At 41.4% G+C, this 23,602-nt stretch carries 25 protein-coding genes; 19 read left to right on the forward strand and 6 right to left on the reverse strand.

The features are described from left to right. Positions 1–45 precede the first annotated feature (45 nt). A complete protein-coding gene (pyc, locus tag BTO28_RS00110; protein WP_198936721.1) occupies positions 46–3,483 on the forward strand; it encodes a pyruvate carboxylase in 3,438 nt (1,145 codons plus the stop codon). Positions 3,484–3,519: 36 nt separating this feature from the next. Here the strand turns inward: pyc and BTO28_RS00115 are convergent, their stop codons facing one another. Next, positions 3,520–4,425: a COX15/CtaA family protein gene (locus BTO28_RS00115; protein WP_076762807.1), complete on the reverse strand. Its 906-nt coding sequence runs from the start codon at positions 4,423–4,425 to the stop codon at positions 3,520–3,522. 312 nt (positions 4,426–4,737) lie between these two features. On the opposite strand from BTO28_RS00115, the gene cyoE reads away from it, so the two are divergent. From cyoE to BTO28_RS00150, 7 genes are all read left to right on the forward strand, one after another. Continuing rightward, a complete protein-coding gene (gene cyoE, locus BTO28_RS00120; RefSeq protein WP_076762809.1) occupies positions 4,738–5,649 on the forward strand; it encodes a heme o synthase in 912 nt (303 codons plus the stop codon). An 86-nt stretch (positions 5,650–5,735) separates the two neighbouring features. After that, positions 5,736–6,812, forward strand: coding sequence for a cytochrome c oxidase subunit II (coxB, locus tag BTO28_RS00125; protein WP_076762811.1), 1,077 nt, complete (start codon positions 5,736–5,738; stop codon positions 6,810–6,812). Positions 6,813–6,844: 32 nt separating this feature from the next. Beyond that, positions 6,845–8,722, forward strand: a complete 1,878-nt coding sequence (ctaD, locus tag BTO28_RS00130) for a cytochrome c oxidase subunit I (protein ID WP_076762813.1) — start codon at positions 6,845–6,847, stop codon at positions 8,720–8,722. After that, complete coding sequence (locus tag BTO28_RS00135) at positions 8,722–9,351, forward strand: cytochrome (ubi)quinol oxidase subunit III (RefSeq protein ID WP_076762815.1); 630 nt, start codon at positions 8,722–8,724, stop codon at positions 9,349–9,351. Before ctaD ends, BTO28_RS00135 begins: the two co-directional genes overlap by 1 nt. 3 nt (positions 9,352–9,354) lie before the next feature. Further along, positions 9,355–9,687 carry a cytochrome c oxidase subunit IVB gene (gene ctaF / locus BTO28_RS00140; RefSeq protein WP_076762817.1) on the forward strand — a complete coding sequence of 111 codons (333 nt, stop codon included), beginning with the start codon at positions 9,355–9,357 and terminating at the stop codon, positions 9,685–9,687. A gap of 133 nt (positions 9,688–9,820) precedes the next feature. Continuing rightward, positions 9,821–10,729: a cytochrome c oxidase assembly factor CtaG gene (gene ctaG, locus BTO28_RS00145; RefSeq protein WP_076763403.1), complete on the forward strand. Its 909-nt coding sequence runs from the start codon at positions 9,821–9,823 to the stop codon at positions 10,727–10,729. A 63-nt stretch (positions 10,730–10,792) separates the two neighbouring features. Then, a complete protein-coding gene (locus BTO28_RS00150; protein ID WP_076762818.1) occupies positions 10,793–11,254 on the forward strand; it encodes a DUF420 domain-containing protein in 462 nt (153 codons plus the stop codon). A 37-nt stretch (positions 11,255–11,291) separates the two neighbouring features. Here the strand turns inward: BTO28_RS00150 and BTO28_RS00155 are convergent, their stop codons facing one another. Next, positions 11,292–11,648 (reverse strand): YugN family protein, encoded by a 357-nt coding sequence (locus BTO28_RS00155; protein ID WP_076762820.1) that lies wholly within the window; start codon positions 11,646–11,648, stop codon positions 11,292–11,294. A gap of 188 nt (positions 11,649–11,836) precedes the next feature. Here BTO28_RS00155 and BTO28_RS00160 point away from each other — a divergent pair, with 188 nt between their 5' ends. From BTO28_RS00160 to BTO28_RS00170, 3 genes are all read left to right on the forward strand, one after another. Beyond that, positions 11,837–12,895: a CAP domain-containing protein gene (locus BTO28_RS00160; protein ID WP_083711192.1), complete on the forward strand. Its 1,059-nt coding sequence runs from the start codon at positions 11,837–11,839 to the stop codon at positions 12,893–12,895. Positions 12,896–12,932: 37 nt separating this feature from the next. Then, a complete protein-coding gene (locus BTO28_RS00165; RefSeq protein ID WP_076762822.1) occupies positions 12,933–13,373 on the forward strand; it encodes a YlbF family regulator in 441 nt (146 codons plus the stop codon). Between the two features lie 130 nt (positions 13,374–13,503). Further along, positions 13,504–13,779: a YlbG family protein gene (locus BTO28_RS00170; protein WP_076762823.1), complete on the forward strand. Its 276-nt coding sequence runs from the start codon at positions 13,504–13,506 to the stop codon at positions 13,777–13,779. Positions 13,780–13,813: 34 nt separating this feature from the next. Here the strand turns inward: BTO28_RS00170 and BTO28_RS00175 are convergent, their stop codons facing one another. Next, complete coding sequence (locus BTO28_RS00175) at positions 13,814–14,203, reverse strand: DUF7147 family protein (RefSeq protein ID WP_076762825.1); 390 nt, start codon at positions 14,201–14,203, stop codon at positions 13,814–13,816. 140 nt (positions 14,204–14,343) lie between these two features. Here BTO28_RS00175 and BTO28_RS00180 point away from each other — a divergent pair, with 140 nt between their 5' ends. From BTO28_RS00180 to coaD, 3 genes are all read left to right on the forward strand, one after another. Beyond that, positions 14,344–15,753 carry a stalk domain-containing protein gene (locus BTO28_RS00180; RefSeq protein ID WP_076762827.1) on the forward strand — a complete coding sequence of 470 codons (1,410 nt, stop codon included), beginning with the start codon at positions 14,344–14,346 and terminating at the stop codon, positions 15,751–15,753. Between the two features lie 100 nt (positions 15,754–15,853). Further along, the gene (gene rsmD / locus BTO28_RS00185; RefSeq protein WP_076762829.1) at positions 15,854–16,420 is read left to right on the forward strand and encodes a 16S rRNA (guanine(966)-N(2))-methyltransferase RsmD; all 567 of its coding nucleotides are present in this window, start codon (positions 15,854–15,856) and stop codon (positions 16,418–16,420) included. Positions 16,421–16,422: 2 nt separating this feature from the next. Further along, on the forward strand, positions 16,423–16,917 hold the full coding sequence (gene coaD / locus BTO28_RS00190) for a pantetheine-phosphate adenylyltransferase (RefSeq protein ID WP_076762831.1): 495 nt from the start codon (positions 16,423–16,425) through the stop codon (positions 16,915–16,917). A 21-nt stretch (positions 16,918–16,938) separates the two neighbouring features. Here the strand turns inward: coaD and ylbJ are convergent, their stop codons facing one another. Beyond that, the gene (gene ylbJ, locus BTO28_RS00195) at positions 16,939–18,072 is read right to left on the reverse strand and encodes a sporulation integral membrane protein YlbJ (RefSeq protein ID WP_076762833.1); all 1,134 of its coding nucleotides are present in this window, start codon (positions 18,070–18,072) and stop codon (positions 16,939–16,941) included. A 131-nt stretch (positions 18,073–18,203) separates the two neighbouring features. Between ylbJ and BTO28_RS00200 the strand changes: the two genes are divergently transcribed. Continuing rightward, complete coding sequence (locus BTO28_RS00200; protein ID WP_076762835.1) at positions 18,204–18,995, forward strand: patatin-like phospholipase family protein; 792 nt, start codon at positions 18,204–18,206, stop codon at positions 18,993–18,995. Beyond that, a complete protein-coding gene (locus BTO28_RS00205) occupies positions 18,974–20,029 on the forward strand; it encodes a SepM family pheromone-processing serine protease (protein WP_076762837.1) in 1,056 nt (351 codons plus the stop codon). Before BTO28_RS00200 ends, BTO28_RS00205 begins: the two co-directional genes overlap by 22 nt. On the opposite strand, the gene BTO28_RS00210 is transcribed toward BTO28_RS00205, so the two are convergent. Then, positions 20,021–21,220: a nucleotidyltransferase gene (locus tag BTO28_RS00210; protein WP_076762839.1), complete on the reverse strand. Its 1,200-nt coding sequence runs from the start codon at positions 21,218–21,220 to the stop codon at positions 20,021–20,023. The two genes, BTO28_RS00205 and BTO28_RS00210, sit on opposite strands and share 9 nt — an antisense overlap. A gap of 146 nt (positions 21,221–21,366) precedes the next feature. Here BTO28_RS00210 and BTO28_RS00215 point away from each other — a divergent pair, with 146 nt between their 5' ends. The 3 genes from BTO28_RS00215 (at position 21,367) to BTO28_RS00225 (ending at position 23,008) form a co-directional block, all read left to right on the forward strand. Further along, positions 21,367–21,897, forward strand: a complete 531-nt coding sequence (locus tag BTO28_RS00215) for a YceD family protein (protein WP_076762841.1) — start codon at positions 21,367–21,369, stop codon at positions 21,895–21,897. A 62-nt stretch (positions 21,898–21,959) separates the two neighbouring features. Next, positions 21,960–22,133 (forward strand): 50S ribosomal protein L32, encoded by a 174-nt coding sequence (gene rpmF / locus BTO28_RS00220; protein ID WP_073711095.1) that lies wholly within the window; start codon positions 21,960–21,962, stop codon positions 22,131–22,133. 113 nt (positions 22,134–22,246) lie between these two features. Beyond that, entirely contained in the window at positions 22,247–23,008 is a 762-nt protein-coding gene (locus tag BTO28_RS00225) for an enoyl-CoA hydratase/isomerase family protein (protein WP_076762842.1), read from the forward strand. Positions 23,009–23,041: 33 nt separating this feature from the next. Here the strand turns inward: BTO28_RS00225 and BTO28_RS00230 are convergent, their stop codons facing one another. Next, positions 23,042–23,497: a GNAT family N-acetyltransferase gene (locus BTO28_RS00230; RefSeq protein ID WP_076762844.1), complete on the reverse strand. Its 456-nt coding sequence runs from the start codon at positions 23,495–23,497 to the stop codon at positions 23,042–23,044. Between the last annotated feature and the right edge of the window lie 105 nt (positions 23,498–23,602).

Raw genomic sequence — 23,602 nt, forward strand, 5'->3', positions numbered from 1 at the left:
AACCTTTTTATATATATTTATCAACATATCAGGGGAGAGATGAAGATGAAAAAAATCAGCAAAGTGCTGGTGGCGAACAGGGGAGAAATTGCAATCCGCGTATTCCGTGCCTGCACTGAATTACATATCCGAACGGTTGCTGTCTACTCAAAAGAAGACTCTGGTTCTTATCATCGTTATAAAGCTGACGAAGCATACCTTGTCGGTGAAGGGAAAAAACCAATTGATGCTTATCTTGACATCGAAGGCATCATTGAAATTGCTAAGCAGGCAGACGTCGATGCTATACATCCAGGATATGGTTTTTTATCTGAAAATATCGAATTCGCAAAACGATGTGAAGAAGAAGGTATTATTTTCATTGGACCAAAATCTGCCCATCTCGACATGTTTGGAGATAAAGTAAAAGCACGGACACAGGCGATCGCTGCAGATATTCCAGTTATTCCAGGTTCTGATGGGCCTGTAAACAGCCTTGAAGAGGTTGTGGAATTTGGAAAGCAGCACGGCTTCCCGATTATTATTAAGGCGGCACTTGGCGGCGGTGGACGCGGTATGCGAATTGTACAGAGTGTGGAAGAAGTTCGTGAAGCGTATGACCGTGCGAAATCAGAAGCAAAAGCCGCATTTGGTAATGACGAAGTGTATGTTGAAAAATTTGTTCAAAATCCAAAACACATTGAAGTTCAAATAATAGGTGACCATGAAGGCAACATCGTTCATTTATACGAGCGTGATTGTTCCGTTCAACGCCGTCATCAAAAAGTTGTTGAAGTGGCACCGGCTGTATCCATTTCAGAAGACTTGCGTGACCGTATTTGTGATGCAGCGGTTAAGCTGATGAAAAATGTTGATTATTTAAATGCCGGTACGGTTGAGTTTTTAACTGCTGGAGACGATTTCTACTTTATCGAGGTGAACCCGCGTATACAAGTAGAGCATACGATTACAGAATTGATTACAGGTATTGATATTGTTCAGACGCAAATTTTAGTAGCCGAAGGTCATTCAATGCACAGTGAGAAGGTTGCTATTCCCGTACAGGAAAATATTCGTACGATGGGTTATGCAATTCAATCACGTGTTACGACAGAAGATCCGGAAAACGGATTTATGCCAGATACTGGTCGTATTATGGCCTACCGTTCAGGAGGGGGTTACGGTGTACGTTTAGATGCCGGGAACAGCTTTCAAGGCGCCGTTATTACACCATATTATGACTCTTTACTCGTAAAAGTTTCTACATTTGCCATGACATTTGAACAGGCAGCATCTAAAATGGTGCGTAACTTGCAGGAGTTCCGTATTCGTGGTATTAAAACGAATATCCCGTTTCTTGAAAATGTTATGCGCCATGAGGATTTTATTGCAGGGAACTATGATACCTCTTTTATTGATACAACTCCGGAGCTTTTCGTGTTCCCTAAAAAGAAAGACCGTGGAACGAAAATGCTCAATTACATTGGTACAGTGACAGTCAACGGTTTCCCTGGAGTTGAGCAGAAGAAAAAACCAGTTTTTGATACACCGCGTATTCCAAAAGTGAAGCTTTCTGAAAAACCGGCATATGGTACGAAACAAATTCTAGATGAACAAGGTGCAGACGGTCTTGTGAACTGGGTGAAAGAACAGAAGCAAGTATTGTTAACAGATACGACAATGCGTGATGCGCATCAGTCACTTCTTGCAACACGTGTACGCACAAATGATTTAATACACATTGCACCTGCAACAGCCCGCTTGCTTCCAGAATTATTCTCAATGGAAATGTGGGGCGGCGCAACATTTGATGTAGCATACCGTTTCTTGAAGGAAGATCCGTGGAAACGTTTAGAGACGCTTCGGAAGCAAGTGCCAAATGTATTATTCCAGATGCTTCTTCGTGCATCAAATGCTGTCGGCTATAAAAATTACCCGGATAACGTCATCCGTGAATTTGTTCAGCAGTCTGCTGAATCCGGCGTCGATGTCTTCCGTATATTTGATAGCTTAAACTGGGTAAAAGGCATGGAAGTAGCAATTGATTCAGTCCGACAGTCCGGTAAAATTGCTGAAGCGGCCATCTGTTATACAGGTGATATTGACGATCCTTCTCGTGCAAAATATAACGTTGACTATTATAAAAAGATGGCAAAAGAATTGGAAGCGCAGGGAGCTCATATTCTTGGAATTAAAGATATGGCAGGATTGTTGAAGCCACAGGCTGCTTATCGTTTGATTTCTGAATTGAAAGAAGCGGTAAACATTCCGATTCATCTTCATACACATGATACAAGTGGAAATGGTATTTACATGTACACGAAAGCGATCGAAGCAGGAGTTGACATCGTCGATACCGCGCTAAGCACAATGGCCGGTTTGACGTCTCAGCCAAGCGCGAATACACTTCGTTATGCGCTTGAAGGTACGGACCGTGCACCATCAGTCAGTATCGATGCACTAGAAAAATTGTCGTACTACTGGGAAGATGTGCGTAAATATTACGCTCCGTTTGAAAGTGGAATGCTTGCGCCGCATACGGAAATTTATGAGCATGAAATGCCGGGTGGCCAGTACAGCAACCTTCAACAGCAAGCAAAAGGGGTAGGTCTTGGCGATCGCTGGGATGAAGTAAAAGACATGTACCGCCGTGTAAACCTAATGTTCGGCGACATTGTAAAAGTAACACCGTCTTCAAAAGTTGTTGGAGATATGGCGTTGTTTATGGTTCAAAATGATTTAACAGAAGAAGAAGTTCTGTTAAAAGGAGATAAAATTGACTTCCCGGATTCGGTGATTGAGTTGTTTGAAGGTTACCTCGGTCAGCCAGTTGGCGGATTCCCGGAGGCATTGCAAAATGTCATCCTAAAAGGGAAACAACCGATTACTGTTCGTCCTGGGGAACTGCTCGCTGATGTAGATTTTGATGCGCTGCGTGAAGAGTTAAAGAAAGAGATCGGCGATGAACCTACTGACAACGACATAATTGCGTATGCACTATATCCGAAAGTATTTACTGACTATGCAAAAGTAATTGATCAATTCGGCGATATTTCTGTTCTTGATACACCTACTTTCCTTTATGGTATGCGTTTAGGTGAAGAAAAAGAAATCGAAATTGAGACGGGTAAAATATTGATCGTCAAACTTGTTTCTATCAGTCAGCCGCAGTCGGATGGCACACGCGTCGTATATTTTGAACTGAATGGACAGCCGCGTGAAGTGGTCATAAAAGATGAAAGCATTAAATCAGCTGTAAATGCAAAAGTGAAAGCTGATCCGAAAAATGAAGGGCATATCGCAGCAACAATGCCTGGAACAGTTATTAAAGTGATTTCAGAAATAGGCGAGAAAGTAAAACGAGGTGATCATCTCATGATTACCGAAGCAATGAAGATGGAAACGACTGTACAAGCGCCATTTGATGGAACAGTCAAAGCCATACACGTAAATAACGGGGAAGCCATTTCAACTGGAGACCTGCTCGTCGAACTTGAAAAATAAATAGAAGAACCCCGTCCTTGCTGGACGGGGTTCTATTTATTGGTTGTTGATTTTGCTTCTTGAAATAAGCAAAATGAAGTAACAGAGGAGACCGAATAAACATGAAATAAATAATGCATGAGCGAGTGCTATATATAGGTTTAAATTGGTCCAAATAATGAATGCTCCGGCTATTACTTGCAGCAAAACGAGACCGAAAGCAATAATCCATCCCCAGTATATAACACGCTGATATTTATAATGCTTTACGGCTATGTAAGTTATGTACAAAATCCAGATAAATATTAGTCCTGCAGCAGCCCTGTGCCCCATTTGAATCCATTGGTACATATTTGATGGAAGAAATGAATGATTTCCACAATGCGGCCATGATCCGCATACCATGCTTGCTTCTGTATGTCGGACAAGAGCCCCAGTATAAACCACAATATAACTGTATAAAGTAACGCCAATTGTATGCCATTTCATCCGTCTATCAATGACAATTTTGGAAGCATCAAAACGCTGGTCTACTTCGAAAATAAGCAGTGTCAACAGAAGGACGGCTGCAAATGAAATAAGGGAGATACCGAAATGCAGCGCCAGAACAAAATCATTTTGCCCCCACAATACAGCTGCGGCCCCGATTAGTCCTTGAAGAACTAAAAAAAAGAATGATAGTACGGAAAGAAATTTCGTTTCACGCTTGTGTCCAATCATTCTCCATGAAGCGATGGAAAGAGCAAGAACAAGTAAACCTACTCCGCCGGAAACAACACGGTGAGAAAGTTCAATAACCGTTTCAATAGTAATATTTTCCGGTATGATTTGTCCATGGCAAAGCGGCCATTCATTTCCACAGCCAAGACCGGACTCCGTTTTTGTAACAAGAGCGCCTCCTAGTAAAACTAAAAGCATCCCAATTGTTGTTAAGACCCCCAGCCATTTTAACCAACCCCGCATTGTATTCACCTTCTTCTCTGTATATGAACATATCCGTAAATGATCATACAGGTATTAGCGGCGCATCGCAACCGCTTACTGCACACATTATCTATTATCTTATAAAAGAGATTCATTGAAAACTAAATGCCTGCACGAGACACAAATTCGACAAAATTAGTTCATCATCTGTTCACATAAAAGAGTTGCGATATGTTTTAATATGGAGTAGTACCCCTATTAGTTTCAAAATGTTCAAACATAGTGTAGAAAAGCGCGGCTTTATCCTTTATAGTAGAAAAAGAGGATCTGTTTACCAGAGAGGGGGGGGAAATGGTGTCGCGTGTCGCAACGACGATAAAAAAAACAAATGTGCCTGAAACGACAGCCATGAAAGATTTTATGGCACTCATTAAAATCGGCATTGTTAATTCGAATTTGATTACGGTTTTTACTGGTATGTGGCTGGCTTTTTTTATGAATGATATCCCGTTCTTGGCCAACCTTGATACTATAGCTTTTACATTGCTCGGATCGGCACTTATAATCGCTGGTTCTGCAAGTTTAAACAATTACATAGACAGGGATATTGATCCGCTAATGGAGCGGACGAAAGCTCGACCGACTGTGACAGGGAAAATTAGCTATTCAAAAGTGTTAATGATTGGACTAGCGCTCGTCATAACAGGATCAGCGCTTTTATTTTTGACAACGTTCACAGCCGGTATAATCGGTATAATTGGTATAGTAAGTTACGTCGTCATCTATACGATGTGGTCAAAACGCCGTCATGTAAACAATACAATTGTCGGAAGTATATCAGGAGCCGTTCCGCCATTAATCGGTTGGGCAGCTGTTGATTCGACACTCGATGTGCTTGCCTGGATGCTGTTTTTAATAATGTTCATCTGGCAGCCTCCTCACTTCTATGCACTTGCAATGAAGCGGAGTGAAGAGTACCGGAAAGCAGGTATTCCCATGCTGCCAACTGTGAAAGGGTTTGCGGTAACTAAACGTCATATGTTTGCATGGACGTTGTTCCTGCTGCCGCTTCCTTTTTTTATGATGGATCTCGGTGGCGCATTTGTTATATTGGCAACGCTTTTAAACATCGGCTGGGTAGCATTGGCGATCTCAGGGTTTAAAACGAAAGACGATTTGAAATGGGCAAGATATATGTTTGTCTACTCACTTCAATATTTAACAATTACGTTTGTTTCGATGGTCATAGTGACTGTTATTTGAGGATGGGAGTTCTTTCTTTTTGAAGAAATCCATATATAAGCACTATTAGTCTAGAAATTTATATGAAAGAGGGGTAGTAATAAGCTATGAAACAGAAGCTAACAAAATGGCGTCTTTTGACGGTTTTTGGCCTGCTGGCGCTTGTTCTGTCTGGCTGTGGCGAACCATTTCTTTCAACGTTGAGACCAGCCGGAGAAGCAGGTCAAATCGCGTATGATCTCATGATTCTAAGTACTGTGATCATGGTTGGCGTTGTCATCGTTGTATCGATTATGTTCGCTGTTGCTGTCATTAAGTTCCGCCGCAAAAAGGGTGACGATTCAATCCCGAAACAGGTTGAAGGAAGTCATACTTTAGAGATCGTTTGGACGGTTATTCCGATTCTGCTCCTCATCATTCTTGCTATTCCAACGGTTATCGCAACGTTTGACCTTGCCGATACGAAAGCGATGGATAAAAAGAATGAAGATGGTACTACTGATGCACTTGTTGTCAATGTTCGAGCAAGCTTGTATTGGTGGGAATTTGAATATCCGAATCAAGGTATTGTAACAAGTCAGGATCTTGTCGTTCCAACCGACCAAAAAGTGTATTTTAATGTAAAAGCATCAGATGTTAAGCATTCGTTCTGGATTCCGGCTGCGGGCGGAAAAATCGATACGAATGTTGAAAACGTTAATAAAATCTGGCTTGAATTTGACAATGAAAAAGCGTCTGAAGCTGGAAATATTTTTTATGGGAAGTGCGCGGAGCTTTGCGGACCATCCCATGCGTTGATGGACTTTAAAGTAAAAGCGATTCCGCAAGATGAGTTTGATCAATGGGTAACTGCTATGAAATCGACTAAAGAATCAACACCAACAGATCCTGAGGCTGCTGCCGGACAAGAAATCTTTAAGCAAAAATGCTTAAGCTGTCATGCTGTTACTGCTGCAGATGAACGTCCGGAACAAGCGCGTCTTGCACCGAACCTTGCGAACTTTGGTGATCGTGAACTTGTCGCGGGGATTCTTGAACACAATGAGGAAGAAGTGAAGAACTGGCTGGAAGATCCTGAGAAGTATAAGCCAGGCAATAAAATGACAGGCACATATGGTGAGTTATCTGATCAAGAATTAGATCAGCTTGCTGCTTACTTAATGGGTCTAAAAGTAGAACAATAATCTATTGAAATACCTAAAAGGAGGTAAAACCGTTGAGTACCATTGCACACACGCAAAAACGGGGATTTGCCGGTACAGTTTGGGAATACTTAACGACAGTTGACCATAAAAAAATCGCAATCCTTTATTTAATCGCCGGAGGTCTTTTCTTCCTTATCGGTGGTATTGAAGCGATGATGATTCGTATTCAGCTGGCTGTACCAAATAATGATTTTGTTAGTGCCGGTCTTTTTAATGAAATTATTACGATGCACGGTACGACGATGATTTTCCTGGCAGCTATGCCGCTCTTGTTTGCATTTATGAATGCGGTTATGCCGCTTCAAATTGGCGCACGCGATGTTGCGTTTCCATTTATTAATGCATTAGGTTTCTGGCTGTTCTTTTTCGGGGGTCTTTTCTTGAATCTTTCCTGGTTTTTGGGAGGCGCTCCTGATGCAGGCTGGACATCTTACGCTTCATTATCACTAGCATCAGAAGGACACGGAGTTGACTTTTACGTTCTCGGACTCCAAATTTCCGGCTTCGGTACATTAATGGGGGGGATTAATTTCCTCGTTACCATTATCAATATGCGTGCACCGGGTATGACTTATATGAGAATGCCGCTGTTTACTTGGACAACGTTTGTTGCATCAGCGCTTATTCTTTTCGCATTCCCGCCGCTAACAGTCGGCTTGTTCATGATGATGTTTGACCGTATGTTTGGTTCTGGTTTCTTTGATGTTGCTGCAGGCGGTAACACAATCATCTGGGAGCATTTCTTCTGGATTTTTGGTCACCCGGAAGTATACATTTTAATTTTGCCGGCGTTTGGTATTTTCTCTGAAATTTTCCCGACGTTTGCAAGAAAGCGTTTGTTTGGATACTCATCTATGGTATTCGCAACGGTTTTGATCGGTTTCCTTGGTTTCATGGTATGGGCTCACCACATGTTCACAACAGGATTGGGTCCAATTGCGAATGCCATTTTCGCTGTAGCTACAATGGCTATTGCTGTACCAACAGGTATTAAAATCTTTAACTGGATTATGACAATATGGGGCGGTAAAATTACGTTTACTGTACCGATGCTCTATGCCGTTTCATTTATTCCTTCATTCGTTATGGGTGGTGTAACAGGGGTTATGCAGGCTGCGGCTCCTGCCGATTACCAGTTCCATGACAGTTACTTTATCGTAGCTCACTTCCATTATGTAATCGTCGGTGGTGTTGTGCTTGCTCTTTTAGCAGGCTGCCATTTTTACTGGCCGCTTATGTTTGGAACGATGTTGAGCGAGAGATTAGGTAAAATTACATTTGCGTTATTCTTTACAGGTTTCCATTTAACGTTCTTTATCCAGCATTTCCTTGGTCTTATGGGGATGCCGCGCCGTGTGTGGACATTCCTTCCGGGGCAGGGTTTAGAAACTGGAAACTTAATCAGCTCAATTGGTGCTGCATTTATGGCTGCCGGCGTGATCATCTTTTTAATTAATGTTGTGAATACACAAGTGAAAAATGTACAAGTTGGCAGAGACCCATGGAAAGATGGCCGTACACTTGAGTGGGCAATTCCTTCACCAGCACCATTTTACAATTTCAAACAGCTTCCGCTTGTGCGAGGCTTAGATGCATTCTGGATTGAGAAAATGGAAGGCAAAACAGAAATGACACCGGCTGAACCGATTGGTGACATTCATATGCCTAATAATGCATTTGCACCATTTTTAATATCTCTTGGCTTATTCATTGCTGCATTTGGTGCAATGTATCAGGTAGATGATAAACCATGGGCAATTCCAGTTTTGATCATTGGAATGGCTATTACATTTGGTTCCATGCTGTATCGTTCAATCAAGGATGATCATGGTTATCATATTCATAAAGAAGATTTACTTGATGACGCTGACAAAGGGGGAACACGATAATGGCAGCTGAAGAAAAATTCAGTCCGCAGACGTGGCCTGTGTCACCTGAACAGGCGACCCTGGAAGGCAAAAACAAGTTTTTAGGTTTTTGGTTTTTCCTTGGCGGCGAGACCGTATTGTTTGCATCACTTTTCGCTACATATTTAGCGTTAAAAGATAGTGTTCCGAGTCCAGATCATGCACTGGCGAAGGATTTATTTGAACTACCGCTTGTGTTCTTAATGACAATGCTTCTATTAACAAGCTCATTAACTTCCGTGTTTGCGATGTACCATATGAAGAATTACAACTTCAAAAAAATGCAAACATGGCTATTTATTACGGTGGTTCTTGGTCTCGCATTCCTTGCATGTGAGATTTATGAATTTAATCATTACTACCATGAATTTGGACATACGTTTACAAGCAGCGCATTTGGTTCGGCGTTTTACATGTTAGTTGGTTTCCATGGCGGGCACGTTGTGTTCGGACTTGCATGGATTATTGCGTTAATGATACGCAACGCAAAGCGTGGATTGAATTTGTACAACGCACCGAAGTTTTATCTTGCAAGCCTTTATTGGCATTTCATTGATGTTGTCTGGGTGTTTATCTTCACGGTTGTATACTTAATGGGAATGGTGGGATAACAGATGGCGAATTTACAATCAAATTCAGGTGATCCTAAAGTTAACTACGAATACCGCCGTAAGAAAAGTGCTGATGAAATGAGAATGCAAGTCATCACTTTTACGTTGATGATTTTCTTTACAGTTCTAGCTTTTGCTGCAGTAGGAGCAGGATTCTCTAAATGGTTCATCATACCATTTGTATTGCTTCTAGCATGCGTCCAAGTTGCATTTCAACTGTATTATTTCATGCACATGAGTCATAAAGGACATGAAGCGCCGCAACTGTTTATGTGGTCAGGTATTTTCGTGGCCTTCCTTACAATCCTTACTTTCTTGACAATTATTTGGTGGTAAGAATGAAAAGTGTTCCCCCTTTTGGAGGAACACTTTTTTTCTGTCATGAACTTGTCAATACATAACGTTGAATCATCCTTTTTTGAGGGTTATAATGAAGAAAGCATCACAAAACATTGAGGTGAATAAAATGATGCCAATTGGAATATTTGGTTTCCAGGCTCTTTGGAGTCCTTTGTTTATTGTTATCCTTCTGTTTATGACTGTCCTCTTTTTCCTTTTGACGGTTAAATGGAGAAAGAATTTTATTCATAGTGAACCGCTGACTAAAAGGCAGGCCGTTTTGTTTTTGACGGCAATAGTTGTCCTTTTTGCTGTTAAAGGATCCCCAATTGATTTATTAGGACACATCATGATGACATATCATATGATTCAAATGGGGATTTTATACCTTGTTGTTCCGCCGCTGCTAATTAAAGCCATTCCTTGGTGGGTCTGGAAAGCAGTGATTGAAATGCCTGTAATTCGTCCGGTATTTTCGTTTGCTACTCGTCCGCTGATTGCCCTTATCTTTTTTAATGGCTTGTTTTCGTTTTACCATATCCCGCTTATCTTTGATTTCATTAAAATGAGTGCGGTGCTTCATAGTTTATATACAGTTGTTCTGTTTTTCTTTGCAATCTTCATGTGGTGGCCGCTCGTTAATGAACAGCCGGAAGGTCATGGTTTGCATGGGCTGAAGAAAGTAGGCTACATCTTTGCAAATGGGATACTTTTGACCCCCGCTTGTGCATTGATTATTTTTGCGGCGGCACCGTTATATGCTACATATACTGATGGCTCTACATGGTTGAAAGCAATGGAACTATGTGTACCGCCTTCAACTCTTTCTGGTTTGAATTTAAGCGGCCCTGAATTATTTTCAAATATGCCCCCATTAGAAGATCAAAAAACTGGCGGCATTGTCATGAAAGTGATTCAAGAAATTGTTTATGGTGTAGTGTTGGCCCAAGTGTTTTTTGAATGGTTCCGTAAAGAGGAAGAGCAGGCGGATCAAATTACAGAAGCCGCGCTTGCACGCCATAATAACACAATATCTTAAGAGACAAAGAAAATGACGAGGCGTTTTTGTTTGCCTCATACATAATGGAAGTGAGGAGTATACATGTCGTTACCGATTTTGCCGACAATCAGTACAGTATTTATTGCACTTAGTGCAATTACTGTTGCGATTGGCTGGCTGCAAATTAAGCAGCGGAAAGTTGAACAGCACAAAAAAACGATGCTGCTTGCGGGAGTTTTTGCCCTTAGCTTTTTCATCATCTATGCCAGCCGTACACTATTCATAGGAAATACTGCTTTTGGCGGTCCTGATGATATAAAAATATATTACACAATTTTTCTTATTTTTCACATTTGCCTTGCGACAACAGGAGCCGTTTTCGGTATTGTGTCCATTGTGAGCGGTTTGAAAAATAATATAATCCGCCATCGTAAAATTGGACCATATACAAGCGTAATCTGGTTTTTTACGGCGATTACAGGAGTTGCGGTTTACTTGCTTTTGTACGTTTTTTACAAAGGCGGCCCGACTACTTCAGTCTTTAAAGCGATTCTCGGATCATAAAAAAAGCTTTCCTCCATTAAAGGGGGAAAGCTTTTTTTTACACGTAATGAACGCTTTCTGCTTTAATATCAGCCAGAAGCTTTTCACATGTTTTAACAAGTGATTCAGGATAGTATTCATCATCACCGTATTCAACACCGTGTGGGTAATAATGCTTACCTAGAAGCGGTGTCATCAGCTCAATAACTGCATCATCTGCACCGACATCACCTTGGACGGCGAAACCAGATACACGGAGATAATATACGCCTTCTTTTAATTCGAATTTGCGATCATATGTAACACGTTCATAATCCCACTGACCTGCTAGCACCATTCCATGCTGTTCCATAATGTACGTCAGACGGTTTAAATCAATTTGTGTTTTTTCTATACCCGTATTTTCAAATTTCATGAAAAAAGTTCCCTCCTGCATTTGTATCGTGTAATTGCTTCATCTTCCATAATAGTCGATATTTCGCTTTCATGCAATCGGCTTCAAGATAATGTACGTGACAATTTTGAAAAGTTGAAATCGAAAGTTTTTTTCAATCATGAATGTGTAATGATATACTGATGTAAGAACAGTTATTGTGTCAGTCGATGGATGAAGGAGGAGATTTTCTGCGTTCCGTTATTAAAATATTGATTGTATTCTTACTTATTATGCTAGCAGGCATTTATACAGATAAAGCACTTGAAGAATCAAAAGAAACGATGCCCCAACCCCCTGCTGTCAACAGTGGATTGGTAGAACCGGAAAAAGAAACAACAGCTGAAAAAGTACCGGATTCTGGAGTTGGTTCATTAATTGGAAAGTCAATAGAAACATTGCTGCATCATTACGGTCCTCCACTAAGGAAAGAACCTTCTGCTTATGGTTATGAGTGGTGGGTTTATCAAACAGAAAACACGTATTTTCTTGCAGGGGTAGAAAATCAAAACGTGGTAACGGTTTATGCGACAGGAAGTACAGATACTGATCCCTTTACACTTGGGATTCCATCGAGCGAAATTTTTCGTTCACGGTATCCCGAAACAGAAATTGTGGTCAATGCGAATGAAAGCTATTATCGCTTTGAATTATCAGAGGAAGACTTGAATGTCCGTCCCCTTGTAAGAATCGGTTCTTTTTATGCGCAGTTGTACATTGACCAGTTTACGGGTACTCTTTCTGCCGTTCGGTTTATGACAAAGGATGTCCTACTGAAAATGCAGCCTTATGAATTGGTGTATCAAGGATCAAAGCCGGAAGTACCTTCGCCTGGCCGGTCCGAATGGGTGCACATTGAAAGAGGCAGTGAGCAGCAAATGTATGAGATTACTAATGTAATGAGAGGCAGGTCTGGCTTGTCTTCGCTTGATTGGAACCCAGGTGCTGCAATGGCAGCGAAAAATCATAGCAAAGATATGTTTGAAGCCGGTTATTTTGATCATGAGTCACCTCAATATGGCGAGCTTGAAGATCGGCTTGAACGATCCGGAGTTGAATATGGGTCGGCTGAAGAAAATATTGCCGCCAACTATGTTGATGCTGCCGCAGCAATGGAAGGATGGCTTAATACTCAGGAACATCGCGAAATAATACTAAGTGAATCCTACTCTTCACTTGGAACGGGTGTTTACCGAAAACATTACACACAAAACTTTACCGGAGAGTGAAATTGTATGGTAAAATAAGTCGATGGAGGTGCATCATATGATTGCAACAACGATGGAACTCATCAATGTCGCGGATGCAGCAGATGAACTGGGGAACATGATTCTTCAGTCCGAAACGGCTATTAAATACCGTAACTGCTACAAAAAGCTATATTCAGTTGAATCGGTAAAACGAAAAATTTATGCGTTTAGCCGTTTAAAAGATCAATACGATGATGTGCAGCGGTTTGGCCGCTATCATCCTGATTATAAAAAGATTATGATGGAAACACGACAGGCAAAGCGAGAGATGGATATGGATGAACATGTCGCTGCGTTTAGACAGGCTGAAACAGAGTTGCAGCAGCTTCTTGATGATGTAAGCCTGATTGTTGCCCGGTCAGTTTCTGAACAGGTAAAAGTACCAGGCGCGGGTTCAATATTTTCAAGCGGATGCGGCAGCTGCGGAAGTGGCAGCTCGTGCGGATGCTCTGCATAAAGTATACAGTGTTTTTCCGATGAATCAAGGAACATACTTCTTAAGCTTAGACCGACCCCGTAATATAGGGTTTACATGCAGTGTTCCTAGTTTGTACGGGATAAAAAAATCTATTGCCGGGGGGCGGAATATGTTAACGGAACGACAGGCGTTAATTGTATGGCTTCATTCTCTTAAGCCCGCAAAATCATTACGGAAATTTGGGAATGTTCATTACGTATCAAAAAAAATGAAATACGTTGTTCTCTATTGCGATCAGTCGGATATAGCGGTGCTTGCTGAGAAAATTGCTTCCTTTTCTTTTGTGAAAAAAGTAGATTTTTCAGAGAAGCCGTTTTTAAAAGTGGACTATGAAAATTCACGTCCAGATAAAGCAAAAGAATATGATTATAAAATTGGTGTATAAAAAAGAAGGATCTGTCTCAAGGACAGATCCTTTTTTATTGAAGTGGTGGAATAAAGTGATTAAGCCTTAAAATGCCGGTTACATATTGATAATAAAGCGCTTTTTCCGCAAATGCGGTGGAGGGTTTTACATTTAGTTCAATGACAGATTTATGCAGAGAATTTGCAGCCTGCTCAAACATGCTGTACCGCTCATTCGGTTTTTCATGAGGATATGGAATTCCCTCCCTGCATATGTAGATCGGCTGGAAATCTCCAGGTTTTGTCGGTGCCAAGACAACGGCACACGATGTGACATTTCGCTCATTAATGGTTGAATGAAGAGCAAGGAAATGGACAACGCGCTGTTCTGCTCTTTTTGACAGGTCAATCAGTTCATACAAATCCGAATATCCTTCCCCGAGTTCAATAAATCGTTGAATCAATTTTGATTCCTCCTATTACGTCAATTCTTTTTCATAGACAAAAACTGTTCACCTTATTATAATAAATTTCATCATCATACACGAAAAAATTTGATATGATAAATTTAAGTCATCTTTCCTAAAAGGAGTCGGGCAAATAAGTGAAGAAAGTCCTGTTATTTAGTATGTCGCTGCTTATTGTCTCCGGGGTTTTATTAACAATTCAATGGATTGGCTATGAAAAGTTATCGGAAGCATCAGAAAATATTCTTTCCGCACAGGAAATTGAATTATACGTAAAGAAAGACGGTTTTGATGTGAATCAGACCATTCACTCATTGCCGGAGAAAGAAAAATTAACGGTAAAGCTTCCAGCAGATGCAGAGAAGGTCACTTGTTCAAAAGGGGACAATTGTGAAATCGGCGGTCAGTCTGGATTAATAGAAGTAAGTGGAGAGGAAGTGACAATCAGTTATAATCTTCCCGCCTCTCCATCTGCCCATTCATTTTTGCTGAATAACTGGTATGCTGTGTTGTCCGATGTTACCGTCACATCATCTTCTTTAATGGTTACGGATTATACGAAGCGGAATGGGGAGTGGGTGTCATCACTTAAACAGACCGCAGCAAAACAAAAGTCGATCATTGACTTTTATTCATTCGAAGGGGAATCAGCTGCAGCAACGCTTTACTGGCAAAAGGGACCACTTGCCAAAACGGAGATATCACCGGTTTTAACAGTTTACGGTGAGGGAAATATCGAATCTTCGGCTGCTTCATTTACTTTACCTTTTGCGGAAGAAAATGTCGAACCGCATACCGTCGTCATTACCAAAAATGTCGAACCAGCTGAATTTACCGGCTTAACATTTGTTCAAAATGCAAACGGATTGCAGTCAATTCGAAATCAGATTATTGACGATTATACAGCGCAGCATTTTATTTTTCAGGATGATGAAAAGTGGCTTGCTTCTTTCATTGCTGTTTCTTTATATGATTCCCAATCCGGCTTTGTGAAAGCATCAAATATGAAAAAAGTGATCGCCGACAATTTGACAGAAACAGAATATGAAGAATGGCTAAAGCAACTGAAGCTTTTTAATGGAAAAGAAGTGAGTGCAGGAAAGCTTGATGAGCTGTTGGGTTCGGTAAAGGATGAAGATACCAACTTCTTTTCGGTAAATAAAAAGAGTGATACCGCTGTTTCACCGCTTCTTTTTTTCGACAGCCGTCCGGTTACAATTGAAGGTGAAAAAGAAGCCTCATTTCATATGACAAACAAAGATGGGCTTCTGTATGTGCCGTTGAAAGACGCAGCTGCCGCACTTGGTTATTCCGTTCAAGAACTGTCGGAAGGCGAGCTGCTCATGAAAAAAGACTTTGAAACGTTCCGGTTTTATTTAAGAGAAAACCGCGTTTTATTTAATGAACATACTTATGCACTTTACGGTACCGCTCTACAAAATATAAACGGTACAACATATATCGATAAGATCTGGTTTCAGAAAATCTTTTTAGTCGAAGTACAGGAAACACCCGGACAAATTAATTTGCAGTCTTATGGATTATAAACCTTGTCGAATATAGACAAGGTTTCTTTTTTGTGATGTAGATTCACTTGCGTGTTTATGTTACCATATACGAAGAAAAACGAATGGCAGGTTGGATAGAATGAGAATTATTTCTGGAACAAAAAAAGGACTTTCTCTAAAAGCAGTACCAGGCAAAGATACCCGGCCGACTACTGACAAAGTAAAAGAATCCATTTTTAATATGATCGGTCCTTATTTTGATGGAGGGATAGCCCTCGATTTATTTGCAGGTTCAGGCGGGCTTGGCATAGAAGCGCTCAGTAGAGGGTTTGAGCGGGTGATTTTTGTAGACCGGGATATGAAAGCGATTCAAACCGTGAAAGAAAATCTTCGTGCTTCCGGATTCAGCGATGCTGCTGAAGTATACCGTAATGAAGCGGAACGCGCTTTAAAAGCGGTTTTAAAGCGTGAAATCGTCTTTGATGGTATTTTCCTAGATCCCCCTTATCAAAAACAAAAACTTGAGTCCATGCTTCAATATATCGGTGAGCAGAAGATGCTTTCAACAGGTGGATTTATTATGTGTGAACACGGTGCAAACATAGTATTGCCTGATGCTGCGGGTCCTTTTGAACGAGTTCGATTTGAAACGTACGGAATAATTTCTATTTCTATTTACAAATGGGCGATTGATGGGGAGGAATAATGATGGCGAGTGTGGCAGTATGTCCAGGGAGCTTTGATCCAATCACCAACGGACATCTCGATATTATTCAGCGGGGGGCAAAAGTTTTTGATAAAGTGTTTGTCGTGATCTTAAGCAATTCATCAAAAAAACCGTTATTCTCAGCAGAGGAAAGAGCGGAATTAATTCGCCATGTGACCGCTCATATTCCAAATGTGGAAGTGGATCATTATCAAGGTCTTCTCGTGGACTATGCAAAAGAAGTGAATGCCAATGCGATTTTAAGGGGATTGCGTGCTGTATCTGATTTTGAATATGAAATGCAGATTACATCGATGAACCGCGTTCTTGACGATCAATTGGAAACATTTTTTATGATGACCAATAGTCAATATTCATTTTTAAGTTCCAGCATTGTGAAAGAAGTGGCGAAATATGGTGCGGATATTTCAGATCTTGTTCCGAAAGTGGTCGAGGAAGCACTCATTCATAAACGGCTGACAGGGCCAACAGCATAAAAACAGCTGACACGAAAGAAATTAATTTCTTTTGTGACGGCTGTTTTTATATTGAAAAGTGAGCAAAATCGAAGTAATTGCCAAACATAAAACGGTCATCATCATGCCTTTTTCAGGTGGAATAGCGGAAACGGAAACGACTGTTGCAGTCGGTTTTTTGATTAGCAAGAACGTAATGATGACGGCATATATACTATGGAGGATGCGCGCAAAGAAAAAGGGGCCGTACCGTATGTCGGTTTCGCTTATAATTGATGCTACTTGTGCGTGAACACTAAAGCCGCTAAACGCCAGCATAAAGCTGATGATCAGCAGGATGTCAGCCGAATCTCCGTTCATACTCGATGCCTGTTTTGCACCAGCAGTGAGTTCGATTAGACCAGTAATCAGCGGGGCAGTCATGGATATATCCACCCCCGCTTTTAAAAATAAAAAAGAAACAGCTGAAAAGATTCCGTTAATTTTCAGCAACTCTGTCATGACAGAAAAAAAGACGATAAACCCTCCGACGAGCATGAGCGTCTGCACAGAAGAAATGACTGCGTCAGCAATCAAGGTGCCAAATGCCCGTCCGTCCTCCTTGCGCGCTAAAAAAAATGATTCGATCGCCCCTGTTGATACGGAGGGTGAAACAGGGGTCTGTCCACCATAAAAGCGCATCGTGATTCCAACGAAAAACGCAGCCATGTAATGAGCGGCCGCAAGTAAAAATCCAGTGTCTGGATCTTGAAGAAAACCGCTTGCAATAGCACCTAATATAAATAATGGATTGGAGGAGTGGGCAAACGCAAGAAGCCGCTCCGCTTCAATTTGTGTAATTGTGTTATCAGCTCTAAGTCTGGCCGCGAGTTTTGCGCCGGTAGGAAATCCAGAAGCAAGGGAGAGAATCCAGGCAACACCTGCAGGTCCAGGAAGACGAAAGAGAACACGCATCACTTTTTCTGTAAGAGAACCAAAAAAGGCTACAACACCAAGGCCGAGAAGCAACTCGGTTAAAATAAAAAAAGGAAGCAGGGATGGAAAAACGGTTTTCCACCACATGTCCATTCCTACTCTCGCCGCGTTTAGTCCGTTCGAAGAAAAAAAAAGGAGCGAAGCGGTCAATAGAGTTACAGTTACAGCGGCAAAAGACGTTTTCCACGAAACACGATTCATTAAATGCAGCCTCCCGAGCGAAAATGCAGTTTTCTTGCTTTGTTTTTTGTACAATAAAAAAGAGCCTGTACGAAAAGATATGCATGGTAAAGAAGAATAGACTGACGTATGGTGAACTGGAGGTGTTTTTCATGACAGATGAGCCCAAAATAGGTTTAGCACTTGGATCGGGGGGCGCAAGAGGATTTGCTCATGTTGGCGTTCTAAAAGTGTTTCAGGAGGAAAATATTCCTGTTCATATCATTGCAGGCAGCAGTATGGGTGCGCTTGTAGGCGCATTATACGGGGCTGGTCATACGATGGATCAATTATATAAATTATCGTCCGCATTTCAACGGAAATTTTTTCTTGATTGGATCGTGCCGAAAATGGGCTTTATTGCCGGAAGAAAAATAAAAGACCTTATCCGTCTGTTTACACATGGAAAACATATTGAAGAGTTAAACGTCCAGCTAGCCATTATTGCAACGGATATAAAAGCAGCGGAAAAAGTAGTTTTTACAAAAGGGCCGATTGATGAAGCAGTCCGTGCAAGCATCGCGATTCCAGGCATATTTGTTCCAGAAAAAATTGGGGGGAGGCTGCTTGTTGATGGTGGTGTGATCGACCGTGTGCCTGTGTCTGTTGCAAAAGAAATGGGTGCTGATATAGTGATCGGTGTTGATGTTGCATCGGTGAAAAAAAATGCGGAAATGACGACAATATTTGACGTTATTATGCAAAGCATTGATATTTTACAGCTTGAGATAATTGAAAGCAGAACACTTGCATCGAATTTAATGATTCGGCCGTCTGTTGATTCATACAATTCGCGCGCTTTTACACACATACCGAATATTATTGCAGCAGGCGAACAGTCAGCGAGAGAACATGTAGCTGCGATAAAAGAGATGATTTCTGCATGGAAGGAAGAACAAAGGTGAAAAATAAACGAACAGCGGTCACATATCTATTATTGATCGCGATTATTACGGCAGCATTTATTCCGCTTCCGTACTATATTACAAAACCGGGTGATGGACATGAACTTGATCCAATCGTTCATGTAGACGGCGGTGATGAAAATGATACGGGGACATTCATGCTAACAACAATCCGTATGGGACCGGCCAATATTTATTCTTACATCTGGGCGTATATCAAAGATTATGAAGAAATATTGCCGAAAGAAGACGTACGGTATCCACATGAGTCAGATAGTGAATATAACGCCAGACAAGTCCATCTAATGGATAGTTCCCAGCAAAACGCGATTACGGTTGCATTCGATGAAGCGGGCAAAACGTACGAATGGCTATATCAGGGCATAAAGGTACTTGCTGTTTATCCTGACATGCCGGCAGAAGACGTACTTGAAGCAGGTGACCGTATAATTGGAATCGATGGTCAGAAAGTTAAACAATCGAAAAATATGACAGACTATGTCCAATCAAAAGAACCAGGAGAAACTGTCACCGTAAAATATGAGCGGGAAGAGAAGCAAAACGAAGCAGAAATTGAATTAAAAGCGTTCGCAGAACTTGACGGAAAATCAGGGCTCGGTATTAGTCTTGCTGATGACCGTGTACTGAAAAGTGATCCAGAGGTTAACCTTGAAGCCGAAGAAATTGGGGGACCATCAGCGGGTCTTATGTTCACCTTGGAAATTTATGACCAGCTACTGGAAGATGACATTGCAGCAGGGCTTCGAATTGCGGGAACCGGAACGATCTCATCCGATGGAACAGTTGGCAGAATAGGCGGTATCGAGCAAAAAGTTGTTGCTGCTGACCGTGCGGGTGCAGAAGTCTTTTTTGCCCCTGACGATGAATTACCGGAAGAGATGAAGGATTTGCCAACCAATTATGAGCAAGCAAAAAAAGCGGCTGAAGATATTAAGACCAACATGAAAATTGTACCGGTCAAAACATTTTCAGACGCAGTTTCTTATCTGTCGAATAGGGCGGTTTCAAAATAATATTGGTGGTGCTGAAAATTCGTGATTGAGAAGCCGTTCTGTATAGTGAGCAGGTGCAGAAGGGGCCGAAGCATATACTCGGGATGCTTTAATGTCAAGTTCCAGAAAAGGCGTACCGGCTGCTGTCCGGGATATAAGAGGGACAGTGATCTCATTTTTAATTAACCGGATATATGAACGTCCATTGCCGTTCATTCCAAGAAGGCGTACAAAGGATAAGTTTTTCAAAGCAGTTTGCATTTCCTGCTTTGTTGTATTTGTTAATACATGTGTCATCATTCTCTGTAACCTTGTCCATGTGTAGCGTTTTGTTTTCACCTGCTCCATAAATGATTGAAACGATCCGCTTTTTAATGCCGCGTTCATAATTCTTGGACCAATACCTTCTTCAATTTCATAAATCGTTTCAAGATCATTTGGATGAATGGAAAGAAGCCGGTATCGCAACAAAGGCCAGTATAGATCCCAAGAATGGAGTAGACCGATATCTTGTTGTTCCATTAAAAAGGAGCGGACAGAATCAGGTAAAAAATCATCTACTTCTTTATGGTCAAATAATAATTTTCTAATTGCTGTTGCGCTGGCAATATGACCAGAAGCCTTTTGATCGTGATAACCAGGTCCTTTTCGCAAAATTGTCATAGGCTTCATAGGATTTGGCAGTGCATTATTTGCAGTCAAATAATGAAAACCGAGAATATTATTTGGCTTGGACAGGTCTAGCGGCAGAGGGTCATCGGAAAAAATTTTTTCTCTTGCCAGCGTCTGTGAGACGGGATAACTGCTTCCTTTTTTCATAAATAAATGGACCCATTCATCTAATGCTTGTTTTTTTTCATTAAGACGGTCGGCTGATATTGTAAATGGCTCGATTCGGCCTGTTTCACTGCCGAAGCAGAACGACTGGCATTTTAAATGATGGAGGATTTGAATGGCGCCGGAGGCAAAGATCTCTGCCTTTTGTGTGGAAAACGCATACGGGAGTTCAACTACGATATCAACTCCGTTATGAAGCGCCATTTTTGTACGCGTCCATTTATCGACGAGGGCTGGTTCTCCGCGCTGCAAAAAAGAGCCGCTCATCACAGCAATGATCACATCTGCATTTGACTGGCGCCTCGTTTCGTTTACATGATAAAGATGGCCATTATGGAATGGATTGTATTCAACGACAATACCGGCTGCGTTCATGAAATAATTCCTTTCTTAACGTGAATGTATCTTCATTTTCAAAGATGGTGGCGAAAAAGTCAAACCGGCTTTTCACTGTAAAGAAAATATATTGACATTCTATCTGGAGAGGGCTATAATTACTTTTGTTGCCTTGAGGTGATTAAATGAAATGGTCAATAATACAATTGCAAAAATACCGCGACCGCGGTCTTGAAATCGACGAAAAAGTTGATTTAACCGAACTGACGACGCTCGATAACGATATTCGCCGCATTTCACCTGTTCATATAACAGGCCGCGCGGATATTCGCCATGACCAGGTTGTTTTCCATGTGAAAGCAACAGGAGAAATGGTAGTGCCGTGTTCACGAACGCTTGTTGACGTATCGTACCCGTTTGATCTCCCGTTGACAGAAACGTTTCTTTTGAAACCGGAAGAAGGGGAGTCTTATGAAGCAGAAGATGTTCACCTTCCAGAAGGAAACGTGATTGATTTACGGCCGATTCTAGAAGAAGCGATCATCCTGGAAATACCGATGCAGATTTTTAGTGAAGACGCAGACAAGCATGTTGTGCAGTCAGGGAAAGATTGGACGTTTTTTGAAGAAGAAGACGAGCTTCCTGAAAAAGAGAAGCCGAGCGTTGATCCGCGTTTAGCGGGACTGCAAAACTTCTTTACGTCTAATGAAGAGTAATCGAGAAGTACAGCTATTCTGGCTTCATATAGTTTTTATTCCTTTAAGGAGGTGTATATCACATGGCAGTACCTTTTAGAAGAACATCCACTACACGCAAAAACAAACGCCGTACGCACTTCAAACTACAAGTGCCGGGTATGGTTTCTTGCCCGAACTGCGGTGAAATGAAACTTGCGCACCGCGTGTGCAAAGAGTGCGGAACATATAAAGGTAAAGAAGTCGTTAGCAAATAAGACGACCATCAAATCTTTCAAAAAAGGCGGAGAGGCCATGGCTCTCTGCTTTTTTTGTGCTTGTTTTTCTTTCTGTGAAAGCGCTAAAATATTGAAAAAGGGGGTCATTGGAAATGGAATACACGATCAAGCTGGATGAACAAAGCGGAATTCTGTTATTCACCATAACGCGTGCTGAGAAGCGCAATGCCGTCAATTATACTGTAATGACTGGACTGAAAGAAGCGGTTGAACGGGCAAAAGAAGATGACGTGCGAGTCCTTGCCGTTACTGGAGAAGGTGACCGTGCATTTTGTTCAGGCGGTGATTTGTCTGTGTTTCATTCGCTCCGCACTGAAGAAGAAGCATATGCAATGCTGTCGAAAATGGGCGCTGTTTTATATGAGCTGGCAACGCTTCCTAAACCGACAGTTGCCTTACTTAACGGAACAGCTTTAGGAGGCGGGTGTGAGGTCGCCGCCGCATGTGACTATCGTATTGCCCGGAGCGGCGTGAAAATAGGATTTATTCAAGGAAGACAGTCTATTACAACCGGCTGGGGAGGGGGAACCCTCTTATATGAGCGAATCGAACCTCGTTATGCCTTTAAAATGCTGTCAGAAGCTGCTGTGTTCCATGCAGAACAGCTTGAAGTTTTCGGCTTTATTGACATGATAGATGAAAGAGCCGGGATGGATGAGGCAAGAAGTTTTTTCGAAAATGAGCTGACGATACATAGCACGGTGCTTACTGCTTATAAAAAAATGCGCATAGCGAGATGGGATTCATATGGTCTTAAAGAAAGAATCGAGCAGGAAATAAAGCAATGTGCTGCTTTATGGGAGCAGGAAGCGCATCATGATGCTGTTGCGAATTTTTTATCAAAAAAAGAATAAAAGCTGCCTCAGCCATTGAGACAGCTTTTTTCATCAGCTTATTTTTTGTGTATCGACAGCATTCGGATCCCAAAGCAGGCGTGAGCTATTCTCGGATACGGATACAAAATTCATTTTGTTCCAGAATGACTGCGACTTAACTCTTGGCTTTGTCATGATTGGCAAGTTAAATGATTTTGCAAACTCCACAAGCAAAAGGCCGAGGCCTTTTTTTTGAAAATCAGGAAGCACTTCAAGCTTCCAAATTTCAAGGTATTTTTCACTAGCTGGAATAAGGTTCAGCTTATCTTCACGAATGTATAAACACATGCGTGCAGCGAGACGGTCGCCGTAATAAATCCCATAAAAAGGAGAGGTTGTATTGTCTTCCACCATTGATATTTCAAGTTCTTCAAGCATCGACAGTTCTTCAAGTCCATACTCTTTAAACGATTTGAATTCCTCAATCGTTTTAAAATTCATTTTTAAATTTTCCACTTTTAATCCCATGTATAATCCTCCTTTGCAATCTTGCTTTCCCTTTTTGTTCACTTTCTATTATATAATATAAAAATCAAAAATTGTAGTGAAAGTAAGAGAACGCTTACATTTTAG

It is taken from the genome of Domibacillus epiphyticus, from assembly GCF_001975785.1.
In the GTDB taxonomy this organism is placed as follows: domain Bacteria; phylum Bacillota; class Bacilli; order Bacillales; family Domibacillaceae; genus Domibacillus; species Domibacillus epiphyticus.

Coding starts and splice junctions, on each gene's coding strand:
- rpmF (WP_073711095.1), top strand. CDS start 21,960: ATGGCAGTACCTTTTAGAAGAACATCCACTACACGCAAAAACAAACGC.
- BTO28_RS00225 (WP_076762842.1), top strand. CDS start 22,247: ATGGAATACACGATCAAGCTGGATGAACAAAGCGGAATTCTGTTATTC.
- BTO28_RS00155 (WP_076762820.1), bottom strand. CDS start 11,648: ATGAAATTTGAAAATACGGGTATAGAAAAAACACAAATTGATTTAAAC.
- ctaG (WP_076763403.1), top strand. CDS start 9,821: ATGCCAATTGGAATATTTGGTTTCCAGGCTCTTTGGAGTCCTTTGTTT.
- BTO28_RS00230 (WP_076762844.1), bottom strand. CDS start 23,497: ATGGGATTAAAAGTGGAAAATTTAAAAATGAATTTTAAAACGATTGAG.
- rsmD (WP_076762829.1), top strand. CDS start 15,854: ATGAGAATTATTTCTGGAACAAAAAAAGGACTTTCTCTAAAAGCAGTA.
- BTO28_RS00200 (WP_076762835.1), top strand. CDS start 18,204: ATGACAGATGAGCCCAAAATAGGTTTAGCACTTGGATCGGGGGGCGCA.
- BTO28_RS00210 (WP_076762839.1), bottom strand. CDS start 21,220: ATGAACGCAGCCGGTATTGTCGTTGAATACAATCCATTCCATAATGGC.
- cyoE (WP_076762809.1), top strand. CDS start 4,738: ATGGTGTCGCGTGTCGCAACGACGATAAAAAAAACAAATGTGCCTGAA.
- coaD (WP_076762831.1), top strand. CDS start 16,423: ATGGCGAGTGTGGCAGTATGTCCAGGGAGCTTTGATCCAATCACCAAC.
- ylbJ (WP_076762833.1), bottom strand. CDS start 18,072: ATGAATCGTGTTTCGTGGAAAACGTCTTTTGCCGCTGTAACTGTAACT.
- coxB (WP_076762811.1), top strand. CDS start 5,736: ATGAAACAGAAGCTAACAAAATGGCGTCTTTTGACGGTTTTTGGCCTG.
- pyc (WP_198936721.1), top strand. CDS start 46: ATGAAAAAAATCAGCAAAGTGCTGGTGGCGAACAGGGGAGAAATTGCA.
- BTO28_RS00115 (WP_076762807.1), bottom strand. CDS start 4,425: ATGCGGGGTTGGTTAAAATGGCTGGGGGTCTTAACAACAATTGGGATG.
- BTO28_RS00170 (WP_076762823.1), top strand. CDS start 13,504: ATGTTAACGGAACGACAGGCGTTAATTGTATGGCTTCATTCTCTTAAG.
- BTO28_RS00150 (WP_076762818.1), top strand. CDS start 10,793: ATGTCGTTACCGATTTTGCCGACAATCAGTACAGTATTTATTGCACTT.
- ctaF (WP_076762817.1), top strand. CDS start 9,355: ATGGCGAATTTACAATCAAATTCAGGTGATCCTAAAGTTAACTACGAA.
- BTO28_RS00165 (WP_076762822.1), top strand. CDS start 12,933: ATGATTGCAACAACGATGGAACTCATCAATGTCGCGGATGCAGCAGAT.
- BTO28_RS00135 (WP_076762815.1), top strand. CDS start 8,722: ATGGCAGCTGAAGAAAAATTCAGTCCGCAGACGTGGCCTGTGTCACCT.
- BTO28_RS00205 (WP_076762837.1), top strand. CDS start 18,974: ATGGAAGGAAGAACAAAGGTGAAAAATAAACGAACAGCGGTCACATAT.
- BTO28_RS00215 (WP_076762841.1), top strand. CDS start 21,367: ATGAAATGGTCAATAATACAATTGCAAAAATACCGCGACCGCGGTCTT.
- BTO28_RS00160 (WP_083711192.1), top strand. CDS start 11,837: ATGGATGAAGGAGGAGATTTTCTGCGTTCCGTTATTAAAATATTGATT.